Origin of the sequence: Tsukamurella tyrosinosolvens, assembly GCF_900104775.1 — a bacterium.
GTDB lineage: Bacteria > Actinomycetota > Actinomycetes > Mycobacteriales > Mycobacteriaceae > Tsukamurella > Tsukamurella tyrosinosolvens.
Genome location: NZ_FNSA01000003.1, coordinates 3,016,175 through 3,036,697, shown reverse-complemented (window position 1 = coordinate 3,036,697; position 20,523 = coordinate 3,016,175). Strand labels below are relative to the sequence as shown.

Sequence of the window (20,523 nt, the reverse complement as noted above, 5' to 3'; positions counted from 1 at the left end):
GCTCGGTGCTTGCGATGCTAGAACCGTCATAGCTGGTTCAGAACGAAGCCGGGTTCCGGGCAACCGTGCAGGAGGTCGGCCATGTCCCGCTCCGAGGGCATCACATCGTTCGACGCCCGCGTCAGCGACGCCGAGCTCACGGAACTCCGTTCCCGGCTGGGAGCGGCTCGACTACCCGAGCGGGAGACCGTCGACTGCGGCGCCGCGGGACGCAGACGATGGGACCAGGGCGTTCCACTCGCCGACCTCGTCGACGTCGTGCACTACTGGCGCACCCGGTACGACTGGCGTTCGTTCGAGGACCGCCTGCGCCGGATCGGCCAGTTCCGCACGGTCGTCGACGGTCTCGGGATCCACTTCCTCCACCGGCGTTCGCCCCGCGCGGACGCGACGCCCCTGATCATGACCCACGGCTGGCCGGGGAGCGTCGCGGAGTTCGTCGACGTCGTGGACGAGCTGGCGGACCCGGCCGACGACAGGGCACCGGCCTTCCACGTGGTGGCCCCGTCGCTCCCCGGATTCGGTTTCAGCGACAAACCGTCCAGCACCGGGTGGGGGACGGAGAGGATCGCCGCCGCATGGGTCGAGCTGATGGGCCGACTCGGCTACTCGCGGTTCCTGGCGCACGGAGGCGACTGGGGCGGGAACATCACGACGGTGCTCGCGGGTCGCTTTCCGGGCCGCGTCCTCGGCATCCACACGACCTTCGCGGAAGGGCCGCCCGGCCTGACGACGGAGGGGCTGAGCCAGGTCGAACGCGCGTGGGCCGCGGAGACAGCGGACTTCTGGGCGAACCGCGCGGGCTACGCCAAGCAGCAGGCGACCCGGCCGCAGACCATCGGATACGCGCTCGTCGACTCCCCGGTGGGTCTCCTCGCGTGGATCCTCGACAAGTTCGCCGAATGGTCGGACACCGAGGCCGGCCCGTTCGAGACCATCTCCCGCGACCGGATCCTGGACGACGTCACGCTGTACTGGCTCACCCGGTCGGGCGCCTCCGCCGCGCGCATCTACGCCGAGAGCCATGCCTCCCTCGACCCGTCGCTCCGCGTCGATGTGCCCGCGGCGATCACGATCTACCCCCGCGACATCGAGAAGTACCCGCGTCCGTGGTCGGAGCAGCGGTACCGGCGCATCGTGCGGTGGCGGTCGCCGGACCGCGGGGGCCACTTCCCGTCGCTCGAGGTGCCCGACCTGTTCGTCGCGGACCTGCGCGAGGGCTTGGCGGCGGTCCTGCTCGCGCGCTGAGCGCCCGATTCGAGTACGGCGGTGCGGGATTCGGGTACTCGGCTACTCGTGTGCCGGGCCCGCGCCGCTCGTAGCGTCTCTCGGACCATTCCCCGCTCTCCGAGAAAGAAGCCGATCGTGGACGATCTGTTCCGTTTCGTACTGCTGCGCCCCGCCGACGCTCCGGATTCCACGGAGATCAAGACGCTCGATCCGCCGTCCCTCGACGGAACGCGAGGCGCCGGTGTCGCCCGCCGCCGGGCGGCCCAACTGCTCCGCCGGGACGATGCCCTCCGGCGCACCGACGACCTCGCGTACGCGAGCGCCGCCCTCGCCGTCGCCGCCGAACTGGCAGGGGGCGCCCGCCCCGCGGCGGCCGTCCGTTCCGTCGTCGAGGCGCTCACCGGAATTCCGGTGGCCGAGATCGTGGCCGACGACGCCTTCACCCGCGACGAGGGCCGGCTCGCCGACGTGCTGGTGGCGACGAAGCTGGTCTCGGACTCCTCCGGCACCGATGCGCGGGCCCTCGCCACCGCTGCCCGCGGCTACGACGCCCTCCGCGCGCTCGCCGAGGGAGCGGACCCCGTCGCCCTACGGCCCCTGTCCATGCCGACCTGGGGCGACCACGACCGTGACTCCGGCGAGCGCGAACCGGCGGCGCAGATCGATCGACCGCACGCGGGACCCGCCGCGCCCGCCGCGCCCACCGCGCCACCGGCGAAGGACCCGGATCCGGCGAACGCGGCCGAGGTGGAGCGTCTGGACGCCGCTCTGGCCGAGCTCGGCCGCCTGCGGGCGGGTGACTTCCTCATCGAGCGGGACGCGCCGCCTCACGGCCCCGCGACGGGGGACGTCCGGGAGGCGCGCGCCGCGCGGCCCGAGGCTCGTGAGGGCCGGGAACCGACGCGGGAACAGCCCAATCAGCCGGCCCCGCGGTCCGCGGAGCTGCGGGCGCCGTGGCAGCTCTCGGAGACGACGGTCGGGCGGATCTCGCCCGCGGTGCGCGCGACGATCGCGAACCTGGACCTGGATCTGGGCACCGACGCGCTGCCGTCGGTGATGCGCCGGATCCACGATGCGCGTACCGAACTGCTCACCGCCGCCGACGCCCGCATGAGCGTCGCCTCGGAGGCGATCGTCGCCATCGGATCGTCCTTCCTCGGCACCGCGGCGGCCTCCGACTACGTCGGACCGCCGGCCACGTCGATGCCCACCGGACACGGCACCATCCGGCCCGTCGGGATCGGGGACCTGCTCCTCGTCCGCCAGCACGTGTTGCGCTACGAGGGCGGCGAGGTCGGCCACATCGAGAACGTCCTCAAGACGGAGCGGCTGAACCGCGAGACCCGCCGCCTGGATCGCACAGAGACGACGGTCCTCACCGAGTCGGAGACCACCCGGGAGGACGAGCGCGACGTCCAGTCGACCGACCGGTTCTCCCTCAAGCGGGAGACCAGCCAGACGCTCAAGCAGGACACCGAGTTCAAGGCCGGCGTCTCCGTCGACGCGAAGTACGGCCCGTTCGTCGAGGTCAAGGCCAACGCCGACTTCAGCACGAAGAGCTCCAGCGAGGAATCCGCGAAGCAGGCGTCCGAGTTCAGCAAGGACGTCGTCGCGCGGTCCGTGAGCAAGGTGATCGAGCGGGTCCTCGAACGCCGATCGACCACGACGATCAACGAGTTCGAGGAGAAGTACAGCCACGGCTTCGACAACACGACGGGCGGCGGCAACGTCAGCGGCGTCTACCAGTGGGTCGACAAGGTGATGCAGGCGCAGGTCTACAACTACGGCAAGCGGTTGCTGTTCGACGTGACGGTGCCGGAGCCGGGGACCGCGTTCATCACGGCCCAGAACGCGAACGCCGCGGAGGGCGAGAAGCTGACCAAGCCCGTCCCGTTCACCCTCACCGCGGACCAGATCACCGAGGCCAACTACACGGCGTGGGCGCACCGCTACGACGTGACCGGGCTGGAGGCGCCGCCCCCGCCGGTGCGGACGGTGTCCAAGGCGTTCGACGCCGTCGTCAACCAGTCGCCGTACGAGAGCAGCAAATCCCAGGACCTCGCCATCGACGACGGCTACGTCGCGAAGTACGCGCTCTTCCAGTGCGGCTTCTGGTACTACCCGAACTCGGCCGCGTGGCACGTCATGATCGGCAGCAACTGGGTCGACGCGATCAACGGCGTCGGCTACGTCGACATGGCGGGCGAGGTCGGGTCGGTCTCGGTCGCGTACTTCGGTCACGGCATGCGGAACCTGGCCGCCACCGTCGAGATCTTCTGCGAGCGGACCCCGCGCGCCTACAAGGTGTGGCAGCTCAAGGCGCACGCGGCGATCACGCAGGGCTACCTGGCGAAGGTGCAGGCCTACGAGTCGGCGCTCGCGGAGGCCGCGGCCAAGGCCGGCGTGGTGATCGCGGGCCGCAACCCCGCGTGGAACCAGCGGATCACGAGTACCGAGCTGCGGAAGCAGTGCCTCACGATGATCACCGCGCAGCACTTCGACTCGTTCGGCGCGCTGTCCCTCTCCGGCGAGGGGTATCCCCAGCCGCACCTGGCCCGCGCCGCCGCGCAGATGCCGTACGTGCGGTTCTTCGAGCAGGCCTTCGAGTGGGAGCACCTGGTCCACTTCTTCTACCCGTACTTCTGGGGGTGGAAGCCCGGCTGGTCGCACCGGATGCTGCTGGACGATGTGGACCCGCTGTTCGCGGACTTCCTCCGGGCCGGCGCCGCGCGCGTGGTGTTCCCGGTCCGCCCCGGATTCGAGGCGGCGGTGCTCCACTACCTGGAGACCGGCGAGATCTGGGCCGGCGGACCGGCACCGGACGTCACCGATCCGCTGTACGTCCCGATCATCAAGGAGATCCAGGAGGCCACCGGGGCGCCCGGCAACGAGGTGCCGCAGGGGGAGCCGTGGCTCGTGCACCTCCCCACCACGCTCGCCAAGCTCCGTCCGAACGACGACCTGCCGTCGTGGACGAAGGTCGGCGACGACTGGCAGCCGGTCGTCTGAGCGGGCGGGAGCGCCGAGATGAAACAGGTCCTCCTGGTCGCGGGCGTCGACTACGAGTTCAAGGGCGTCGACTTCCGGGAACTGGCGGACAACCGTCGCCGGTTCCTGGAGCGCCGCAACACCTCCCGGGCCGACCTTCGCTTCGTGACGATGGACGTCCGCGCGGGGGAGGTCGAGGTCCGCGACATCACGTTCCCCGGTGGCACGCGCACCGAGTCCGTCACCAGCACGAAGCCTTTCACCCCGGTGACGCGCGCGAGCTACACGACGGCCGGCGGACACACGCGGTTCAAGCCCGGCCAGTGGACCGTGATGGGTATGCCCGAGGTGTATCGGCGGGTACAGGACATCGGCGCCGCCGCCCCCGGCTCACTGACCGAGCTGAGCATCTTCAGCCACGGCTGGATGGGCGGCCCGATCCTGGTCAACAGCGACGACGACCGCACCATCGAGCTGACCATCCCGAACCTGTTCGGCGCACCGTCGACGATGACGGTGCCGCTGACGGGCACGATGCGGGACCCCGACGACAAGGACGCCAGGCCTCGGCTGGACTTCCAGCCGCCGACGACCGACGCGGCCCAGCTCGACCTCCTCCGCAAGGCGTTCGCCTCGGACGGGGTTTCGTGGTTGTGGGGCTGTGCCTTCCCGAAGGTGGTGCATCACACGCTGTGGGCCGTGGAACAGGCGAAGGGCTACTCGGGAACCAGTCTCGGGGGCGACGTGGTGCTGCAGCTGGACGCGGTGGTGGACGAGGACGTCCAGCTGCTCAATCAGCTCCTGACCGGGGTCACGGGGTTCACCCCGTTCCCGCCGCGCAGTTCGACGGTGGCGATCGCCTTCAAGCTCGTCAGGCACGCCTTCTGCCGCGCCAACCAGGCGTCGTACGCCGCCGCGCTCGCGGACGCGACCGGGGCGGCGGTGCACGCCGCGCCGCTCGGCACGTACTCGGAGTACGACGTCGGCGGGGACAAGCTGATGAACGTGTACCGGGGCTTCACCGCGCACTTCACGTTCTACAAGAACCACCTCGGCTTCACCCTCGACCCCGAGGGGCGGCGGTACGCGGTCTACCGGCCGGGGCTGAGCTGTCCCGCCCCGTGAGCGGGCTCTCGGGACGGTTCACCGCCGATCGGTCCGGCCGCGCAGCACACTGGTGACATGACACGGTGGGTGCTGCACGTCGACATGGACCAGTTCCTGGCCGCGATCGAGATGCAGCGTCGCCCCGAGCTGGTGGGCCGCCCCGTGGTCGTCGGCGGACGCGGCGACCCGACCGAACGGGCCGTGGTGTCGACGGCGTCGTACGAGGCCCGCGCGTTCGGCATCCGGTCCGGCATGCCGCTGCGCACCGCGGCCAAACGGTGTCCCGACGCCGTCTTCCTGCCCGTGGACTTCCCGGCCTACGAACGGGTGTCCGCCGAGGTGGTGGGCACGCTGCGGGGGCTCCCCGACGCGGCCGTGCAGGTCCTGGGGTGGGACGAGGCGTTCGTCGGGCTGGACACCGAGGACCCGGCCGCGGCGGCCGCCGCCATCCAGCGCGCGGTGCTCGGCGCGACCGGCCTGCACTGCTCGATCGGGATCGGTGACACCACCGTCCGTGCGAAGAACGCCACCGACCTCGGGAAGCCCCGGGGAACGTTCCAGCTCACGCGCGAGAACTGGCTCGCAGTGATGGGCGGCAGGCCCGTGCGCGACCTGTGGGGGATCGGATCGCGCCTGTCCCAGCGCATGGCAGGACTGAGCATCATCACCGTCGCGGATCTCGCTGCGGCGGACGAGGCCGCCCTGGTCGCGGAATTCGGACCGCGCACCGGGCCCTACCTACTCGGGTTGGGGCGCGGCGCGGGGCCCGACCGGGTGGACGAGACACCGTGGGTCGCTCGCGCCCACGGGCACGAACGGACCTTCCAGGAGGATCTCGCGACTCTCGAGCAGGTCCGCGGCGCGTTGGACGAGCTCGCGGGCGCAGTCGCGGGGGACCTGCGGGCGGAGGCCCGGCCGTGCATGCGGGTGCACCTGAAGGTGAGGTTCGCACCCTTCTTCACCGTCAATCGCGTGCGGAAGCTGCCCGAGCCGACCTTCGATCCGGCGACCATCGCCGACACTGCCGAGGCGCTGTACCGAGCCCTCGACGACGACCGCCCGGTGCGGCTGCTGGGCGTGCGCGGCGAGATGGTGCCGCCGGAGGGCGGCTACCCCTGATCGACTACCAGCCCCGCTCGCGCCATTCGGCGAGGTGGGGGCGCTCGGCGCCGAGGGTGGTGCCCTTGCCGTGGCCGGGGTGCACGACGGTGTCGTCGTCGAACCGGTCGAAGAGCTTGGTGGTCACGTCGGTGTACAGGCGGTCGAAGTCCTCGGGCGAGCCGGTCTTGCCGACGCCGCCCGGGAACAGGCTGTCGCCGGTGAACAGGTGGACGGGCGCGCCGTCGAACTCCGGACGCAGGGCGAGCGCGATCGAGCCGGGCGTGTGGCCGACCAGCTCGATGACGTCGAACGTGAGGTCGCCCACGGTGAGCACCTCGCCGTCGGCGAGCGTGCGGTCGGTGGGCGCGTCGATGCCCTCGGCGTCGTTGACGCCGGCCGCCGCGGGCACGCCGAGTCCCGCGCGGACGTCGGCCAGTGCGTACCAATGGTCCAGGTGGCGGTGGGTGGTGACGATGACCTCGACGCCGCCGGTCTCCCGCGCGACCTCGAGGATCCGCTCGGCCTCGTTGGCGGCGTCGATGAGGAGCGTGCGCCCGGCGGAATCACTCACCAGGTACACGTTGTTGTCCATACCGCCGACGGAAATCTGCTTGATCGTGGTGGTCACGGTCCCGACGCTACCGCGCGGCGAAAACTTGTCAGTGCGGTTGCCTAGCATTGACGCGGGCCCGCGCTGTGGGCCTGCAATGAGTCTGATGAGGGGATCACGGTGGTCGATCGTTTGATCGTGCGCGGAGCGCGCGAGCACAACCTGCGGGGTATCGATGTGGATCTCCCGCGCGACAGCCTGATCGTGTTCACGGGGCTCTCGGGCTCCGGCAAGTCCAGCCTCGCCTTCGACACGATCTTCGCGGAGGGGCAGCGGCGGTACGTCGAGTCGTTGTCGGCGTACGCGCGCCAGTTCCTCGGGCAGATGGACAAGCCCGACGTCGACTTCATCGAGGGCCTCTCGCCCGCGGTGTCGATCGACCAGAAGTCGACCAACCGGAACCCGCGGTCGACCGTCGGCACCATCACCGAGGTGTACGACTACCTGCGCCTGCTGTACGCGCGGGCCGGCACGCCGCACTGTCCCGAGTGCGGTTCGGTGATCGCGCGGCAGACGCCGCAGCAGATCGTCGACCAAGTGCTCGACATGGAGCAGGGCACGCGGTTCCAGGTGCTCGCGCCCGTCGTCCGCACCCGCAAGGGCGAGTTCGTCGACCTGTTCAACCAGCTGCAGACGCAGGGCTACTCCCGCGCCCGGATCGACGGCGTGGTGTACCAGCTCGCGGAGCCGCCGAAGCTGAAGAAGCAGGAGAAGCACGACATCGAGGTCGTGATCGACCGCCTGGCCGTGAAGGCGACGGCCAAGCAGCGGCTCACCGACTCGATCGAGACGGCCCTGCGGCTGGCCGACGGCATCGTCGTGCTCGATTTCGTGGACCGGGAGGAGAACGATCCCGAGCGCGAGCGGCGCTTCTCCGAGAAGATGGCCTGCCCCAACGGGCACCCCATCGCGGTCGACGATCTCGAGCCCCGCTCGTTCTCCTTCAACTCGCCGTACGGCGCGTGCCCGGAGTGCGACGGCCTCGGCGTCCGCAAGGAGGTCGACCCGGAGCTCGTCGTGCCCGACCCGCTGCTCTCGCTCGCCGACGGTGCCATCGCCCCCTGGTCGTCGGGGCAGAGCGCGGAGTACTTCCTGCGCCTGCTCTCCGGCCTCGGCGATGCGATGGGCTTCGACCTGGACACCCCGTGGAAGGACCTGCCGGCGAAGGCCCGCAAGGCCGTCATCGAGGGCTCCGAGCATCAGGTGCACGTGAAGTACCGCAACCGGTACGGCCGCACCCGCTCGTACTATGCCGAGTTCGAGGGCGTGATGCCCTTCCTGCACCGCCGCCTCGAGTCCACCGAGTCGGAGCAGATGAAGGAGCGGTACGAGGGCTACATGCGCGACGTGCCGTGTCCTGCGTGTTCGGGCGCGCGGTTGCGGCCCGAGATCCTCGCCGTGACGCTCGACCATCCGCGGTTCGGCGAGAAGTCGATCGCGGACGTCGCGTCGATGTCCGTGGGGGAGTGCTCCGACTACCTCTCCGACCTCAAGCTGGGCGCGCGCGAGGCGGCGATCGCCGGGCGCGTGCTCAAGGAGGTGCAGGCCCGCATCGCGTTCCTGCTGGACGTGGGCCTGGAGTACCTCTCCTTGTCGCGCGCCGCGGGCTCGCTGTCGGGCGGCGAGGCGCAGCGCATCCGGCTCGCCACGCAGATCGGCTCCGGCCTCGCGGGCGTGCTCTACGTGCTCGACGAGCCGTCGATCGGCCTGCACCAGCGCGACAACCGCCGGCTCATCGACACCCTCGTGCGGCTGCGCGACCTGGGAAACACGCTCATCGTCGTCGAGCACGACGAGGACACGATCCGCACCGCGGACTGGGTCGTCGACATCGGTCCGTACGCGGGCGAGCACGGCGGCAAGGTCGTGCACAGCGGGACGTACAAGGCGCTGCTCAAGAACAAGGACTCGCTGACCGGCGCCTACCTGTCGGGGCGTCGCGCGCTGCCGGTGCCCGCGGTGCGGCGGCCGATCGACAAGAAGCGGCAGCTCAAGGTCGTCGGCGCTCGCGAGCACAACCTGCAGAACATCGACGTGGCCTTCCCGCTGGGCGTGCTGACGGCGGTGACGGGCGTGTCGGGGTCGGGCAAGTCGACCCTGGTCAACGACATCCTCGCGACGGTGCTGGCGAACAAGCTCAACGGGGCGCGCCAGGTCCCGGGGCGGCACAGCCGCGTGACCGGGCTCGACGGCCTCGACAAACTCGTGCAGGTCGACCAGTCGCCGATCGGCCGGACGCCGCGGTCCAACCCGGCCACCTACACGGGCGTGTTCGACAAGATCCGCACGCTGTTCGCCGCCACCACCGAGGCGAAGGTCCGCGGCTACCAGCCCGGACGGTTCTCGTTCAACGTCAAGGGCGGCCGGTGCGAGGCGTGCTCGGGTGACGGCACGATCAAGATCGAGATGAACTTCCTGCCGGACGTCTACGTCCCCTGCGAGGTGTGCCACGGCGCGCGGTACAACCGCGAGACGCTGGAAGTGCACTACAAGGGCAAGAACATCGCCGAGGTGCTCGACATGCCGATCGAGGAGGCCGCCGAGTTCTTCGAGGCGGTCACGTCGATCCACCGCTACCTCAAGACCCTCGTCGAGGTCGGCCTCGGCTACGTCCGGCTGGGCCAGCCCGCGACCACGCTGTCGGGCGGCGAGGCGCAGCGCGTCAAGCTCGCGGCGGAGCTGCAGAAGCGGTCCAACGGCCGCACCGTCTACATCCTCGACGAGCCCACGACGGGTCTGCACTTCGAGGACATCGCGAAGTTGCTGCAGGTGATCGACGGGCTCGTCGACAAGGGCAACTCGGTGCTCGTCATCGAGCACAACCTCGACGTGATCAAGACCGCGGATTGGATCGTCGACATGGGCCCCGAGGGCGGTAGTGGGGGCGGCACCGTCGTCGCGCAGGGCACCCCCGAGGACGTGGCCGCGGTGCCGGATTCCTACACAGGGACCTTCCTCAAGGAGGCTCTGTCGACGTAGGGGAGTCGCGGCCCTGGGGATGCGGCTGTGGACGGACGGTGGATCGCCTGGGGACGCCTGTGGAGCGCGATCCACAGCATCTTGTGTAAATTGCACGCGTGTGACACTAGATGTAGTATTGAGGGCATGAGCAGCAACGTGATCGTCTACACCAAGCCCGCGTGCGTGCAGTGCACGGCGACCTACCGTGCGCTCGACAAGGCGGGCGTCGAGTACACCTCGGTCGACATCAGCCTCGACGAGGAGGCGCGGGAGTACGTCCTGGCGCTCGGCTACCTGCAGGCGCCGGTCGTCGTGGTCGACGGTGTCGACCACTGGTCGGGCTTCCGGCCCGACCGCATCAAGACGCTGGCGTCCGCGCCGGCGGCGGTCGCCGGCGCGTAGCGCGCCACCTCAGAAGGCCGAACGGGCCCTCAGCCGCGGGGATGCGGCTGAGGGCCCGTTCGTTTCGGCCGTGGAGGGTTGTTCGGTGGTCGGTTCAGCGGTGCGGGTAGCAGTGGCCCGGAACCCAGCGTCCCGGGATCCAGCGACCCTGCTCGTACCAGCCCGGGTTCCACCGCGGCTGCACCCAGTAGCCGGGATGCCAGCCCCACCGGTCCACCCAGCCGGGCCGCCAGTAGCCGCCCTGCCAGTAGCCCGGGTGCCAGCGGCCCTGGGTCCAGTAGCCGCCCACCCAGCGTCCGGGCTCGCACCATCCGTGCCCGGGGTGCGAGACCGCGGGGGTCGGGGCGGCGGCCGCCGTGGTGGCGGTCATCGTCCCCAGAGGTGCCATTACTCCAGCAGCGACCAGTACGCCGGCCGCAAGCGTTCTCATCCTTGTCATGCCGTGACGGTACGCCTGGTGTGACCTGGAACACTAGACCTATTTACACAGGTCAGGGTGTTTTTGGGGGATAACCCTGAGGGTTAGCTGTACACCGGTCCCGTGTACTTCTCGCCCGGACCGTGGCCCGGTTCGTCAGGGTAACTACTGTATTCACGGAAGGCGAGCTGGAGCGACTTCAGGCCGTCGCGGTACGGGCCCGCGTGCGGACCCAGGTACTCGACGGACGCCGTGGTCAGGCCGGCCAGCGCGGTGATGAGGCGCCGCGCCTCGTCGAGGTCGAAGTGCGGGCTCTCGCGGGGGTCGAAGGCGCTGGCCTCGTCGCCGTCCGCGCCGGTGAGGCCGAGCTTCTCCGCCGCGGCGCTCATCAGCAGCATCCAGGCGCTGGAGATGACCTCGATCGACGGCGAGTCCGCGACCAGGCGTTCCAGGGTGTCAGGCTCGGGGGACGAATTCGGATTCTCACTCACGACTGCTACACTGTCATGTGCGACCGCTCCGGCTCTGTCCGGGGCAGCAAGTGGAGTCCACTCCCACCACGTCGACCTCCGGTCGGCTGGTCCGGTCGCCGCCGCGGATTCCGTGAGGAATTTCCGCTGCGGTCTCCTCGTTGGAGGAGGGGTCGATCGTCGGCGTACGCCGTCGGGGGCCCGAATCGGTCGGTGTGGGCCCCGTCAGGCGAAAAGCCTGGTCGGGGCCTTTTCGCTGCGTGGGACTTGGGTGGGCCTCGTCGGCTGCGCGGCGGTCTACGAGTGAAGACCGCTCGCACCACGACACGAGCACCTATTCAAGGAGGCCCCATCAGCACTGAGACACGCACCAACGGTCAGATCCGCGTTCCCGAGGTCCGACTCGTCGGCCCCGGCGGCGAGCAGGTCGGGATCGTGCGAGTTGAAGATGCGCTCAAGCTGGCGTACGAGGCGGATCTCGACCTGGTCGAGGTGGCGCCGAACGCCCGCCCGCCCGTGTGCAAGATCATGGATTACGGCAAGTTCAAGTACGAGGCGGCGCAGAAGCTGCGCGAGTCGCGGAAGAACCAGCAGCTGACCGTGATCAAGGAGCAGAAGCTCCGCCCGAAGATCGATGACCACGACTACGAGACCAAGAAGGGTCACGTCGTCCGGTTCCTGGAGCAGGGCTCCAAGGTGAAGGTCACGATCATGTTCCGCGGCCGCGAGCAGTCGCGTCCGGAACTGGGTTTCCGTCTGCTGCAGCGCCTGGGCGCCGACGTCGCCGAGTACGGCTTCGTCGAGACGTCGGCGAAGCAGGACGGGCGCAACATGACCATGGTTCTCGCCCCGCACAAGGGCGCGAAGACCCGCGCCAAGGCGCAGCAGGACAAGGAAGCCCCGGTGGCGCGGCCCGCCGCGCCCGAGGCTCCGGCCGAGTAGCGACGCACGTCGCGCACGGCAGTAGAACGAGACAGAGAGACGAACACATGCCGAAGAACAAGTCCCACAGCGGTACCTCGAAGCGCTTCAAGATCTCGGGGAGTGGCAAGGTCCTGCGCCAGAAGGCCGGCCGCCGCCACCTGCTCGAGCACAAGAGCTCGCGCGTGACCCGTCGCCTCGACGGTGTGGCCGAGGTCGCGCCCGCCGACGTGCGTCGCATCAAGAAGCTGCTCGGCAAGTAAGCCGCTCCCGGTACCCGCTAGAACTTTTCATCACGTAAGGACGAAGACCTATGGCACGCGTCAAGCGCGCAGTGAACGCTCAGAAGAAGCGTCGTTCCATCCTCGAGGCCTCGAAGGGCTACCGCGGTCAGCGGTCGCGCCTCTACCGCAAGGCCAAGGAGCAGCAGCTCCACTCGCTCACCTACGCGTACCGCGACCGTCGTGCGCGCAAGGGCGACTTCCGCAAGCTGTGGATCACGCGTATCAACGCCGCCGCGCGGGCCAACGACCTGACCTACAACCGCCTGATCCAGGGTCTGAACCTGGCCGGCGTCGAGGTCGACCGCAAGAACCTCGCCGAGATCGCCGTCTCCGATCCGGCCGCCTTCACCGCGCTCGTCGAGGTCGCCCGCAAGGCGCTCCCCGCCGACGTGAACGCGCCCGTCGCGTAACTTGACGCAGCACTCGCAACGACCCGCGGACCAGCTCTTCACGGAGCGGACCCCGCGGGTCGTTGCCGCGTCCAAGCTCCTTCGCGCCGCGGGCCGCCGCAAGGCCGGGCGGTTCCTCGCGGAGGGCTCCAACGCCGTCACCTCCGCGCTCGCCGCGGGCCTCGTCGACGAGCTCTTCGTCACCGAGGAAGGGGCCGAGCGGTACCCCGAGCTGCTCACCGGCGGCGAGGCCTACGTGACGGAGCGTGCCATGCGGGGCCTGTCGGACACCGTCACCCCGCCCGGCATCGTGGCCGTCTGCCGGGCCCTGCCTGAGGCTCGCGTGCCCGACGGTGCGCGGCTGGTCGCCGTACCCGTCGACGTCGCGGAGCCCGGCAACGCCGGCACCGTCATCCGCGTGGCCGATGCGGTCGGCGCGGATGCCGTGCTCCTCGCCGGCGACGCCGTCGACCCGATGAACGGCAAGGTCGTGCGCGCCTCCGCCGGCTCCGTCTTCCACCTGCCCGTCGTGCAGGAGCGCGACGCCGCCGCGGCGATCGCGCAGCTCAAGGACTCGGACCTGACGGTGCTCGCGACCGCCGCCGACGGGGAGGTCTCGCTCGACGACGCCGACGAGCTGCTCGCCGGCCCCACCGCCTGGCTGTTCGGCAACGAGGCCCACGGCCTGCCGCGCGCCCTGCAGGCCCTTGCCGACCACCGCATCGCCATTCCCATCCGGGGCCGCGCCGAGTCCCTCAACCTCGCCACCGCCGCGTCGATCTGCCTCTACGCCAGCTCCCGCGTGCAGAATCGGGGATAGGTTCTCACCGATTCCGGGTAGGACTACTCATCCCTAACGGCGCCCGCGCCGGAAGCATGGTGACCATGAGATTGCTGCCCGCCCGCGCCGCCGTCCTCGACGGCACCCCGGACACCCGCGACCGCGCGATCGACGTCGCCCGCCTCGCGAGCCTGCTCGTCGTCATGTTCGGCCACTGCGTGCTCCTGCTCGCTACTGTCACCCCGTCGGGCGTGTGGGTGGGCAATACCCTCGGCGCGCAGCCGTCCCTGCAGCCGATCACCTGGGTGCTGCAGGTGATGCCGCTGTTCTTCCTCGCGGGCGCGGCCTCGTCCGCCTACGGACTGAAGCCGGGGACCGCGTGGGGCGGGTGGCTGCTAGGACGGGCGCAGCGGCTCGCCCGCCCGGTGTTCTGGTACCTGGCGTTCTGGTCGCTCGCGCTGGGCGCGACGCGGCTGATCCTGGGGGAATCGAGCGCCGAGCGCCTCGGCGGTGAGTCCGTCGCGCTGCTGTGGTTCATCGGCGTGTACCTGCTGGTCCTGGCGTTCGTGCCCGCGCTGATGCGGTGCGGCGCCGCAGCGCTCGGTGGGATCGTCGTGCTGCTGCTGGCCGCCTCCGCGCTGGTCGACGGTGCGCGCCTCGCCACGGGCGCGATCGAGTGGGGCTTCCCGAACTTCCTGGTCGTGTGGCTGATCCCCGTGGTCATCGGCGTGGCATACGCGCGCCGGATGATTCCGGCCCGGTTCGCGCTGGCGGCCGCCGCGGTAGCGTTCGTCGCGGCCGTCGCCGCGGTCGTGGTCGGCCCGTACGACGTGCCGCTCGTCGTGACCGGGGCCGAGACCTTCTCGAACACCACGCCGCCCACGTTCCTCCTGGGACTGCACTGCGTGTGGGTGAGCCTGCTCTTCGTCGCGGCGGCGCCCGCTATCGGCCGGTGGGCCCGGAGCCCGCGGGTCTGGTACCCGGTGGCGGTGGGCAACGGCGGCGCGATGACGCTCTACCTGTGGCACATCCCCGCGATCGCCGTCGCGGCCTTCGCGCTGCACGCCGTGGGCGTCGACGCGGTCGACCCGGCCCAATCGGGATTCTGGGGCCTGATGGCGCTGCGCGCCGCGGTCTTCGCGGTCGTGATGTTCGCGCTGTTCGTCCTGCTCTCGCCGCTGGAGCACCGACGGATCCCGTGGTGGGACGCCCGCGTCACGGCCCGCGGTGCACGAGGCGCCCTCGCGGGCGGTCTCGTGTGCGTCGCCGGGGTGGCGGTGCTGCTCATGGCGAAGGAGGGACTCGGCTCATCGACGGGGTGGTGGGCGCTCGTCGCGTTCGTGGGGGCGCTCGGCACGGCGAGGGCGGTCGCCGGTGCGGCTCAGGCGGACGTGCGCGCGCCCCGCGCCGCCGTGGCCGACGGCGCGCCGGCACCGTCGGACTCCTGAACCACGCGTTCGCCGCCGGGAACTCCGACCGTGGGGCCGGCCGCCACGATCGACGGCTGAGCGGGCGCGCCGGGGAGGAGGACGTTGAACAGCAGGTTGAGGACCACCGCCACGATCGCCGCCGCGCTGATGCCCGAGTGGAAGATCACCACGAACCAGGCGGGGAAGGCGTGCCAGAAGTCGGTGGAGACCACGGGGATGAGCCCGAAGGCGATCGCCGCCGCGACGATGAGCAGATTGTTGTTGCCCTGGTAGTCGACCTTGGCGAGAGTGCGGATCCCACTGGCCGCGACGGTGCCGAACAACACGATCCCGGCGCCCCCGAGCACCGGCCCGGGGATCACGCTGAACGCGGCCGCCGCCATCGGGGACAGCCCGAGGAGCAGGAGGATCGCGCCGCCCGCCGCCACGGCGAACCGGCTCTTGATCCCGGTGAGCGCGACCAGCCCGACGTTCTGCGCGAACGCGGTGGCGGGGAACGAGTTGAACACCGGCGCCAGCAACGAGGACGCCATGTCGGCCCGCAGCCCGTCGGCGACCCGACGCGCATCGACCTTCGTGCCCACGACCTCGCCGACCGCCAGGATGTCGGCGGTGGTCTCGACCATGGTCACCAGGATCACGACGGTGAGCGAGACGATCGCGCCGATCTCGAACATCGGCCCGCCGAAGGCGAAGGGGTGGGGGAGGGAGAACACCGACGCGGATCCCACGGCGCCGACATCGGCGCGGCCGAAGATCAGGGCGACGACGGTGCCGACCGCCAGCCCCAGCAGCACCGACAGCCGGGAGAACACGCGCACCTTGCTGAGCAGGACGACGGCGAGGAACGTGAACATCGCAAGGCCGATGCTAGGGAGCGCCGCGAAATCCGGATTGGCCACCTTCTGCCCGTCGACGGTGATCGTCGGCTGCCCCGTGATCCACCCCGCCGCGACCGGCATGAGCGACAGGCCGATCACCGTGATGATCGACCCGGTCACGACGGGTGGGAAGAAGCGGATCACCCGCGCGAAGAACGGGGTGATGGCCAGACCGATCGCCGCGGCGACGAGCAACGATCCGAAGACGACACGGAGCCCGTGTTCGGGGTCGCCGGCGAGGATCGTGAGGATCGTCGAGACGGTCGCGAAACTGGTGCCCTGCACCAACGGCAGCCTGCTGCCGAAGAACGGCACGGCGAGCGTCTGCAGCATCGTCGCCAGGCCGCTGACGAACAGCCCGCTCGCGACGAGGAGCGCCTTCTGCGCGGTGTCCAAGCCGGCCGCGCCGCCCACGATCAGCGGAACGGCGATGACACCGCCGAACATCGCGAGGATGTGCTGGATCCCGTAGCCGAGCGTCTTCCCGACGCCCAGGTACTCGTCCTCGGGTCGCGTGTGCGGCGTGCCGCCGTCCGTCGTCGTGATCGCCATGGCCCGACGGTAGGCAGCCCGATCCGTCGATCGATTGCCTCGATGTGACGGCGGTGTTGCATCACGCCAGGGCGATGTTGCCCGATGCGGAACCGTCCTCGTTCTTGCTCGCCTGGTAGGTCCGGGACAGGTCGTCGTAGACCGCTATCAGGTCCTCCAACCGGTCGGGGCACTCGGCTCGCGCGAGCGGCATGAGGTCGGTTGCGCGGAAGAACGCATTGCTCCGGTTGTACAGGTCACGGCCGGGCGCCGGTGCCGTGCGGTCGGGGTCGGGGACGGCATAGACCTCGGTCAGGATCCGGATGTCGTGCGGGATCGCGAAGGATCGTTCGGAGTCGCTGTGGCTGAACAGGTAGGAGAAGTTGTCGAAGCCGGACCAGGCGATGCCCGACAGGCACAGGGAGCAGGGTTCGTGCGTCGCGAGGAACAGACAGTCCGCGGGCGCAGGGCGGTCGTCGAGCTCGTAGAACTGTTTGATCGCGTGGATCTCGCCGTGCCAGAGCGGGTTCGACGTCTCGTCGTTGGTAGCCGCGATCACGGTGCTCAGGTCGCTCGTGCGGAGGATCGCCGCACCGAACAGTTTGTTCCCCGCCGCGACGCCGGCGCGGGTCAGCGGCACGATCTCGTCGGCGATCACGGTCAGCAGGCGGGGCACGTCCGTCATGCGCTCATCACACCGTATGCGTGCTCCGGGCGCGCGGCGACCACGACGGTGTGATGTGATGAATGAAAGGTGTCGAATAATGTGGAGGAGATCGAGATGAAGCGCATCGTCATCGCGGGAATCGTCGGACTGGGCGTGGTCGTGGCCCCCGCCGCTGTCGCACAGGCCGCGCCCGGCGCGCCCCTCACCGTCACCTGCGACGTCTACGCGCAGCAGTTCGGCAACCAGTTCTCGTCGTTCGCGGGCACGGTGCACGGCACCGGACCGAATCGGGCGGCGGCGCGTGCCGATGCCGAATCGAAGATCTGGGGTCCGTACGGCTCGATGCCGTACGTCGCGAACTGCCGCTGAGCGGGCGTACCGTCGGATTCGTGACGAGAGCGGCGCGGATCGAGGACGTGGCCGCGATCGCGCTCGCCCTGCCCCGCGTCGTGGAGGTCGCGGCGTGGGGTGGCCGCCCGGCGTGGCAGGTGAGCAAGAAGGTCTTCTGCGGCAACCGGTCTCCGCGGCCCGACGCGGTCGACGCCGACGGCGTCCGGCTCGACGACGTGATCCTGATCCGCACGCCCGACGAATCCGACAAGCTCGCGCTGGTTCAGGCGGACGGGCCGTTCTTCACCACGCCGCACTTCGACGGCTACAACGCCGTCCTGATCCGGGCGTCCCGGCTTGGTGAGATCACCCGCGACGAACTGGCCGAAGTCATCGAGGACGCCTGGTGCGCGTGCGCGCCGAAGACCGTGGTCAGGGTCTGGCTGGCTGAGCGCGCTCGCTGACGTCCGCGGGGGTGCGGGCGAGGCCGATGACGACGATCGCCGGGACCGCCATCAGTGCGACGTTGGGCACCCACCAGAGGAGGTCGACGTCGCCCGCGAGCGCCCAGAACGAGATCGCCATGAGGCCCGCGCAGAAGGTGAGTGCACAACCGGCGGTGAGCACGATCCGCCCTGTCGACGGTCGCGTGCGCATGAGCTGCAGCCCCCCGGCGCTGAGGCCGACGGCGAGCACGTCGAGCGGGAGGAACGACCAGTTCCACGTCTGGACGACGGGGTTCGAGTAGTCGCGGAAGCGCCACTGCTCGGGGAGGGCGCCGGCGATGATCGCCGCCCAGTAGGCGGCCAGGGCCAGATCGATCGCGAGGAGCGTCGCCTTCGCGCCCCTCATTCGGCTGCCGTCGAGAGGTTGATGATCGCGACACCGATCACGGTCACGGCCATGCCGACGATCGTGGTCGCGGAGACGCGATCGCCGAAGAGGAGGGCCGCCGAGCCGGTGACCAGTACGGTGCCCGCCGCGGACCAGACCGCGTACGCGACGCCGACGGATATCTCGCGGAGTGACAGCCCGAGGAAGGCGAAGGCGCCGAGGTAGCCGGGGATCACGATGATGAGCGGCCAGAGGCTCTTGTAGCCGTCCGTCGCGCGGAGCGCGAGGGTGCCGGCGACCTCGCAGACGACGGCCGCCGCGAGAAGGAGAGTTGCGGTGCGGGACATTTCACCTCCACTAATTCAGACCGGTTGGTATGTTTCACGGGATCGGTGTGAACTGTCAAGAGGGGGAGCGATGCAGGAACGGGCAGCGCGGACGCGGGAAGCGCTCCTCGACGCGGTGGCGGAAGTCGTCGATGCGCGCGGATACGACGGTGCCGCGCTCGTGGACGTTCTCGCCCGCGCCGGAGTAACCAAGGGGGCGATGTACCACCACTTCCCGTCCAAGGCGGCGCTCGTCGGTGCCCTGGTCGCGGAGCAGTTCGCACCTGCCCTCGCGTCGCCGACGATTCCGGGGATGCCGGTCCTGCACGCGGCCGAGATCACGCTGCAGGCGCTCGTGGCCACGGTCGACGACGTACGCTTCCGAGCCGCCTTCGGCGTGGTCGTCGACCGCCCTCACCCCGAACTGGCTCCGTGGTCGCGACCGGTGCACGAGTGGAGCGAGGTGTTCGCTGCGCTCTTCGCCGCCGCCCGCGACGAGGGTGACCTCGGCGACGAGATCGACGTCGCTGCAGAGGGCGAGGCGATCGTCGCGATGACGGTGGGATGCTTCTGCGTGGCGCGCGCCGCCGGTGAACCCGGCCGCGCCGTCGCGGCGGCCGCGGCTGTGTGGGGGATGGTCGTCGACCGCGCCGTCTCCGCGGATCGTCGCGCCGCGCACCGTCGGGCGCTGGCCGAACTGGTGGGCGCGTACCAGCGGTAATGCGATTCCGTCCGCGGAACGCCGTCGACTAGTCTGGTCGGGTACCGTCCCACCCGCACCGAGGAGCCCAGAGCAGTGTCGGAAGACCAGATCGCCCCTGTCGACGACCTCAGCGAAGCCGCGCTCGACGCGTTCGCCGACGAGGCCGCGCGGGCGTTCGACGCCGCGTCCGACCTCGAGGCCCTGAACGCCGCCCGGCTCGCCCACCTCGGGGAGAAGTCGCCGCTCGCGCTCAGCAAGCGTGCCCTCGGCTCCATCCCCAAGGAGGAGCGCAAGGACGCCGGCAAGCGCGTCAACGTCGCACAGGGCCGCGCCCGCGCGGCCTACGAGCAGCGCAAGACGGTGCTCGACGCCGAGCGCGACGCCGCCGTCCTCGTCTCCGAGTCCATCGACGTGACGCTGCCGTCGGCCCGCGCCCCGCAGGGCGCCCGCCACCCGGTCAGCATCATCGCCGACGAGGTCGCCGACTTCTTCGTGGGCATCGGCTGGGAGATCGCCGAGGGCCCCGAGGTCGAGACCGAGCACTTCAACTTCGACGCGCTCAACTTCCTCCCGGACCACCCGGCCCGCTCCATGCAGGACACCTTCTACGTCGCGCCCGAGGGCTCGCGGCAGGTGCTGCGTACCCACACCTCCCCGGTGCAGGTGCGGTCGATGCTCACGCGCGACGTGCCGATCTACGTGGCCTGCCCGGGCCGCACCTTCCGCACCGACGAGCTGGACGCCACCCACACCCCGGTGTTCAGCCAGGTCGAGGGGCTCGCCGTCGACAAGGGCCTGACGATGGCGCACCTGCGCGGCACCCTCGAGGCCTTCGCGAAGGCGATGTTCGGACCCGAGACCACCACCCGCATGCGGCCGAACTACTTCCCGTTCACGGAACCGTCGGCCGAGGTCGACGTGTGGTTCCCGAACAAGAAGGGCGGCGCCGGCTGGATCGAGTGGGGCGGCTGCGGCATGGTCAACCCGAACGTGCTGCGCGCCTGCGGCATCGACCCGGAGGAGTACTCGGGCTTCGCCTTCGGCATGGGCCTCGAGCGCACCCTCCAGTTCCGCACCGGCCTGTCCGATATGCGCGACATCGTCGAGGGCGACGTCCGCTTCACCCTGCCCTTCGGCGTCCGCGGCTAGCGCCGGCGCA

General features: G+C 70.2%; 22 protein-coding genes. 15 read left to right on the top strand and 7 right to left on the bottom strand.

What is annotated here, in order from left to right; all coding sequences use genetic code 11:
• The first annotated feature begins 81 nt into the window (after nucleotides 1–81).
• From BLW32_RS17055 to BLW32_RS17040, 4 genes are all read left to right on the top strand, one after another.
• Nucleotides 82–1,248: an epoxide hydrolase family protein gene (locus tag BLW32_RS17055; RefSeq protein ID WP_068739804.1), complete on the top strand. Its 1,167-nt coding sequence runs from the start codon at nucleotides 82–84 to the stop codon at nucleotides 1,246–1,248.
• 117 nt (nucleotides 1,249–1,365) lie between these two features.
• Nucleotides 1,366–4,239 (top strand): hypothetical protein, encoded by a 2,874-nt coding sequence (locus BLW32_RS17050; protein ID WP_068739802.1) that lies wholly within the window; start codon nucleotides 1,366–1,368, stop codon nucleotides 4,237–4,239.
• Nucleotides 4,240–4,257: 18 nt separating this feature from the next.
• A complete protein-coding gene (locus tag BLW32_RS17045; RefSeq protein ID WP_068739800.1) occupies nucleotides 4,258–5,343 on the top strand; it encodes a hypothetical protein in 1,086 nt (361 codons plus the stop codon).
• A 57-nt stretch (nucleotides 5,344–5,400) separates the two neighbouring features.
• Nucleotides 5,401–6,444 carry a DNA polymerase IV gene (locus BLW32_RS17040; protein ID WP_068739798.1) on the top strand — a complete coding sequence of 348 codons (1,044 nt, stop codon included), beginning with the start codon at nucleotides 5,401–5,403 and terminating at the stop codon, nucleotides 6,442–6,444.
• A 4-nt stretch (nucleotides 6,445–6,448) separates the two neighbouring features.
• On the opposite strand, the gene BLW32_RS17035 is transcribed toward BLW32_RS17040, so the two are convergent.
• Entirely contained in the window at nucleotides 6,449–7,105 is a 657-nt protein-coding gene (locus BLW32_RS17035) for an MBL fold metallo-hydrolase (protein WP_068739796.1), read from the bottom strand.
• Between the two features lie 51 nt (nucleotides 7,106–7,156).
• Here BLW32_RS17035 and uvrA point away from each other — a divergent pair, with 51 nt between their 5' ends.
• Nucleotides 7,157–10,015, top strand: coding sequence for an excinuclease ABC subunit UvrA (gene uvrA / locus BLW32_RS17030; protein WP_068739795.1), 2,859 nt, complete (start codon nucleotides 7,157–7,159; stop codon nucleotides 10,013–10,015).
• A 126-nt stretch (nucleotides 10,016–10,141) separates the two neighbouring features.
• On the top strand, nucleotides 10,142–10,399 hold the full coding sequence (gene nrdH, locus BLW32_RS17025; protein WP_068520481.1) for a glutaredoxin-like protein NrdH: 258 nt from the start codon (nucleotides 10,142–10,144) through the stop codon (nucleotides 10,397–10,399).
• Between the two features lie 94 nt (nucleotides 10,400–10,493).
• On the opposite strand, the gene BLW32_RS17020 is transcribed toward nrdH, so the two are convergent.
• A complete protein-coding gene (locus tag BLW32_RS17020) occupies nucleotides 10,494–10,769 on the bottom strand; it encodes a hypothetical protein (protein WP_068520479.1) in 276 nt (91 codons plus the stop codon).
• 152 nt (nucleotides 10,770–10,921) lie between these two features.
• On the bottom strand, nucleotides 10,922–11,308 hold the full coding sequence (locus tag BLW32_RS17015) for a recombinase RecA (RefSeq protein WP_068520477.1): 387 nt from the start codon (nucleotides 11,306–11,308) through the stop codon (nucleotides 10,922–10,924).
• A gap of 282 nt (nucleotides 11,309–11,590) precedes the next feature.
• On the opposite strand from BLW32_RS17015, the gene infC reads away from it, so the two are divergent.
• Genes infC through BLW32_RS16990 form a run of 5 tightly spaced genes read left to right on the top strand, consistent with a single transcriptional unit; the run spans nucleotide 11,591 to nucleotide 15,110 of the window.
• A complete protein-coding gene (infC, locus tag BLW32_RS17010; RefSeq protein WP_074850652.1) occupies nucleotides 11,591–12,229 on the top strand; it encodes a translation initiation factor IF-3 in 639 nt (212 codons plus the stop codon).
• Between the two features lie 47 nt (nucleotides 12,230–12,276).
• On the top strand, nucleotides 12,277–12,471 hold the full coding sequence (gene rpmI / locus BLW32_RS17005) for a 50S ribosomal protein L35 (protein ID WP_068520473.1): 195 nt from the start codon (nucleotides 12,277–12,279) through the stop codon (nucleotides 12,469–12,471).
• 50 nt (nucleotides 12,472–12,521) lie between these two features.
• A complete protein-coding gene (gene rplT / locus BLW32_RS17000; protein WP_068520470.1) occupies nucleotides 12,522–12,902 on the top strand; it encodes a 50S ribosomal protein L20 in 381 nt (126 codons plus the stop codon).
• Between the two features lies 1 nt (nucleotide 12,903).
• On the top strand, nucleotides 12,904–13,701 hold the full coding sequence (locus BLW32_RS16995) for a TrmH family RNA methyltransferase (protein ID WP_068739793.1): 798 nt from the start codon (nucleotides 12,904–12,906) through the stop codon (nucleotides 13,699–13,701).
• A 56-nt stretch (nucleotides 13,702–13,757) separates the two neighbouring features.
• A complete protein-coding gene (locus BLW32_RS16990; RefSeq protein ID WP_068739791.1) occupies nucleotides 13,758–15,110 on the top strand; it encodes an acyltransferase family protein in 1,353 nt (450 codons plus the stop codon).
• Here the strand turns inward: BLW32_RS16990 and BLW32_RS16985 are convergent.
• Together BLW32_RS16985 and BLW32_RS16980 are read right to left on the bottom strand one after the other, a co-directional pair.
• The gene (locus tag BLW32_RS16985) at nucleotides 15,044–16,525 is read right to left on the bottom strand and encodes a nucleobase:cation symporter-2 family protein (protein WP_068739789.1); all 1,482 of its coding nucleotides are present in this window, start codon (nucleotides 16,523–16,525) and stop codon (nucleotides 15,044–15,046) included. The genes BLW32_RS16990 and BLW32_RS16985 overlap by 67 nt on opposite strands.
• Before the next feature lie 61 nt (nucleotides 16,526–16,586).
• The gene (locus BLW32_RS16980; protein ID WP_068739787.1) at nucleotides 16,587–17,189 is read right to left on the bottom strand and encodes a nucleoside deaminase; all 603 of its coding nucleotides are present in this window, start codon (nucleotides 17,187–17,189) and stop codon (nucleotides 16,587–16,589) included.
• Nucleotides 17,190–17,285: 96 nt separating this feature from the next.
• On the opposite strand from BLW32_RS16980, the gene BLW32_RS16975 reads away from it, so the two are divergent.
• Both BLW32_RS16975 and BLW32_RS16970 read left to right on the top strand, forming a co-directional pair.
• Nucleotides 17,286–17,540: a hypothetical protein gene (locus tag BLW32_RS16975; protein WP_139286232.1), complete on the top strand. Its 255-nt coding sequence runs from the start codon at nucleotides 17,286–17,288 to the stop codon at nucleotides 17,538–17,540.
• A 20-nt stretch (nucleotides 17,541–17,560) separates the two neighbouring features.
• Nucleotides 17,561–17,965 carry an MmcQ/YjbR family DNA-binding protein gene (locus tag BLW32_RS16970; RefSeq protein ID WP_068739784.1) on the top strand — a complete coding sequence of 135 codons (405 nt, stop codon included), beginning with the start codon at nucleotides 17,561–17,563 and terminating at the stop codon, nucleotides 17,963–17,965.
• Here BLW32_RS16970 and BLW32_RS16965 read toward each other — a convergent pair.
• A complete protein-coding gene (locus BLW32_RS16965; protein ID WP_068739781.1) occupies nucleotides 17,934–18,353 on the bottom strand; it encodes a DUF5360 family protein in 420 nt (139 codons plus the stop codon). The genes BLW32_RS16970 and BLW32_RS16965 overlap by 32 nt on opposite strands.
• A complete protein-coding gene (locus BLW32_RS16960) occupies nucleotides 18,350–18,682 on the bottom strand; it encodes a DMT family transporter (protein ID WP_068739779.1) in 333 nt (110 codons plus the stop codon). Before BLW32_RS16960 ends, BLW32_RS16965 begins: the two co-directional genes overlap by 4 nt.
• A 70-nt stretch (nucleotides 18,683–18,752) precedes the next feature.
• On the opposite strand from BLW32_RS16960, the gene BLW32_RS16955 reads away from it, so the two are divergent.
• The gene (locus BLW32_RS16955) at nucleotides 18,753–19,382 is read left to right on the top strand and encodes a TetR family transcriptional regulator (RefSeq protein ID WP_068739777.1); all 630 of its coding nucleotides are present in this window, start codon (nucleotides 18,753–18,755) and stop codon (nucleotides 19,380–19,382) included.
• Nucleotides 19,383–19,457: 75 nt separating this feature from the next.
• Nucleotides 19,458–20,513: a phenylalanine--tRNA ligase subunit alpha gene (gene pheS / locus BLW32_RS16950; RefSeq protein ID WP_068626366.1), complete on the top strand. Its 1,056-nt coding sequence runs from the start codon at nucleotides 19,458–19,460 to the stop codon at nucleotides 20,511–20,513.
• The last annotated feature ends 10 nt before the right edge of the window (nucleotides 20,514–20,523 follow it).

Excerpts from the sequence above, each read along its gene's own strand:
- BLW32_RS17045 (WP_068739800.1), top strand. The coding sequence starts at position 4,258 with ATGAAACAGGTCCTCCTGGTCGCGGGCGTCGACTACGAGTTCAAGGGC.
- BLW32_RS17035 (WP_068739796.1), bottom strand. The coding sequence starts at position 7,105 with ATGCTAGGCAACCGCACTGACAAGTTTTCGCCGCGCGGTAGCGTCGGG.
- rplT (WP_068520470.1), top strand. The coding sequence starts at position 12,522 with ATGGCACGCGTCAAGCGCGCAGTGAACGCTCAGAAGAAGCGTCGTTCC.
- BLW32_RS16960 (WP_068739779.1), bottom strand. The coding sequence starts at position 18,682 with ATGTCCCGCACCGCAACTCTCCTTCTCGCGGCGGCCGTCGTCTGCGAG.
- BLW32_RS17040 (WP_068739798.1), top strand. The coding sequence starts at position 5,401 with ATGACACGGTGGGTGCTGCACGTCGACATGGACCAGTTCCTGGCCGCG.
- BLW32_RS17055 (WP_068739804.1), top strand. The coding sequence starts at position 82 with ATGTCCCGCTCCGAGGGCATCACATCGTTCGACGCCCGCGTCAGCGAC.
- BLW32_RS16985 (WP_068739789.1), bottom strand. The coding sequence starts at position 16,525 with ATGGCGATCACGACGACGGACGGCGGCACGCCGCACACGCGACCCGAG.
- BLW32_RS16955 (WP_068739777.1), top strand. The coding sequence starts at position 18,753 with ATGCAGGAACGGGCAGCGCGGACGCGGGAAGCGCTCCTCGACGCGGTG.
- BLW32_RS16980 (WP_068739787.1), bottom strand. The coding sequence starts at position 17,189 with ATGACGGACGTGCCCCGCCTGCTGACCGTGATCGCCGACGAGATCGTG.
- BLW32_RS16965 (WP_068739781.1), bottom strand. The coding sequence starts at position 18,353 with ATGAGGGGCGCGAAGGCGACGCTCCTCGCGATCGATCTGGCCCTGGCC.
- BLW32_RS17020 (WP_068520479.1), bottom strand. The coding sequence starts at position 10,769 with ATGACCGCCACCACGGCGGCCGCCGCCCCGACCCCCGCGGTCTCGCAC.
- nrdH (WP_068520481.1), top strand. The coding sequence starts at position 10,142 with ATGAGCAGCAACGTGATCGTCTACACCAAGCCCGCGTGCGTGCAGTGC.
- BLW32_RS16975 (WP_139286232.1), top strand. The coding sequence starts at position 17,286 with ATGAAGCGCATCGTCATCGCGGGAATCGTCGGACTGGGCGTGGTCGTG.
- rpmI (WP_068520473.1), top strand. The coding sequence starts at position 12,277 with ATGCCGAAGAACAAGTCCCACAGCGGTACCTCGAAGCGCTTCAAGATC.
- BLW32_RS16990 (WP_068739791.1), top strand. The coding sequence starts at position 13,758 with ATGGTGACCATGAGATTGCTGCCCGCCCGCGCCGCCGTCCTCGACGGC.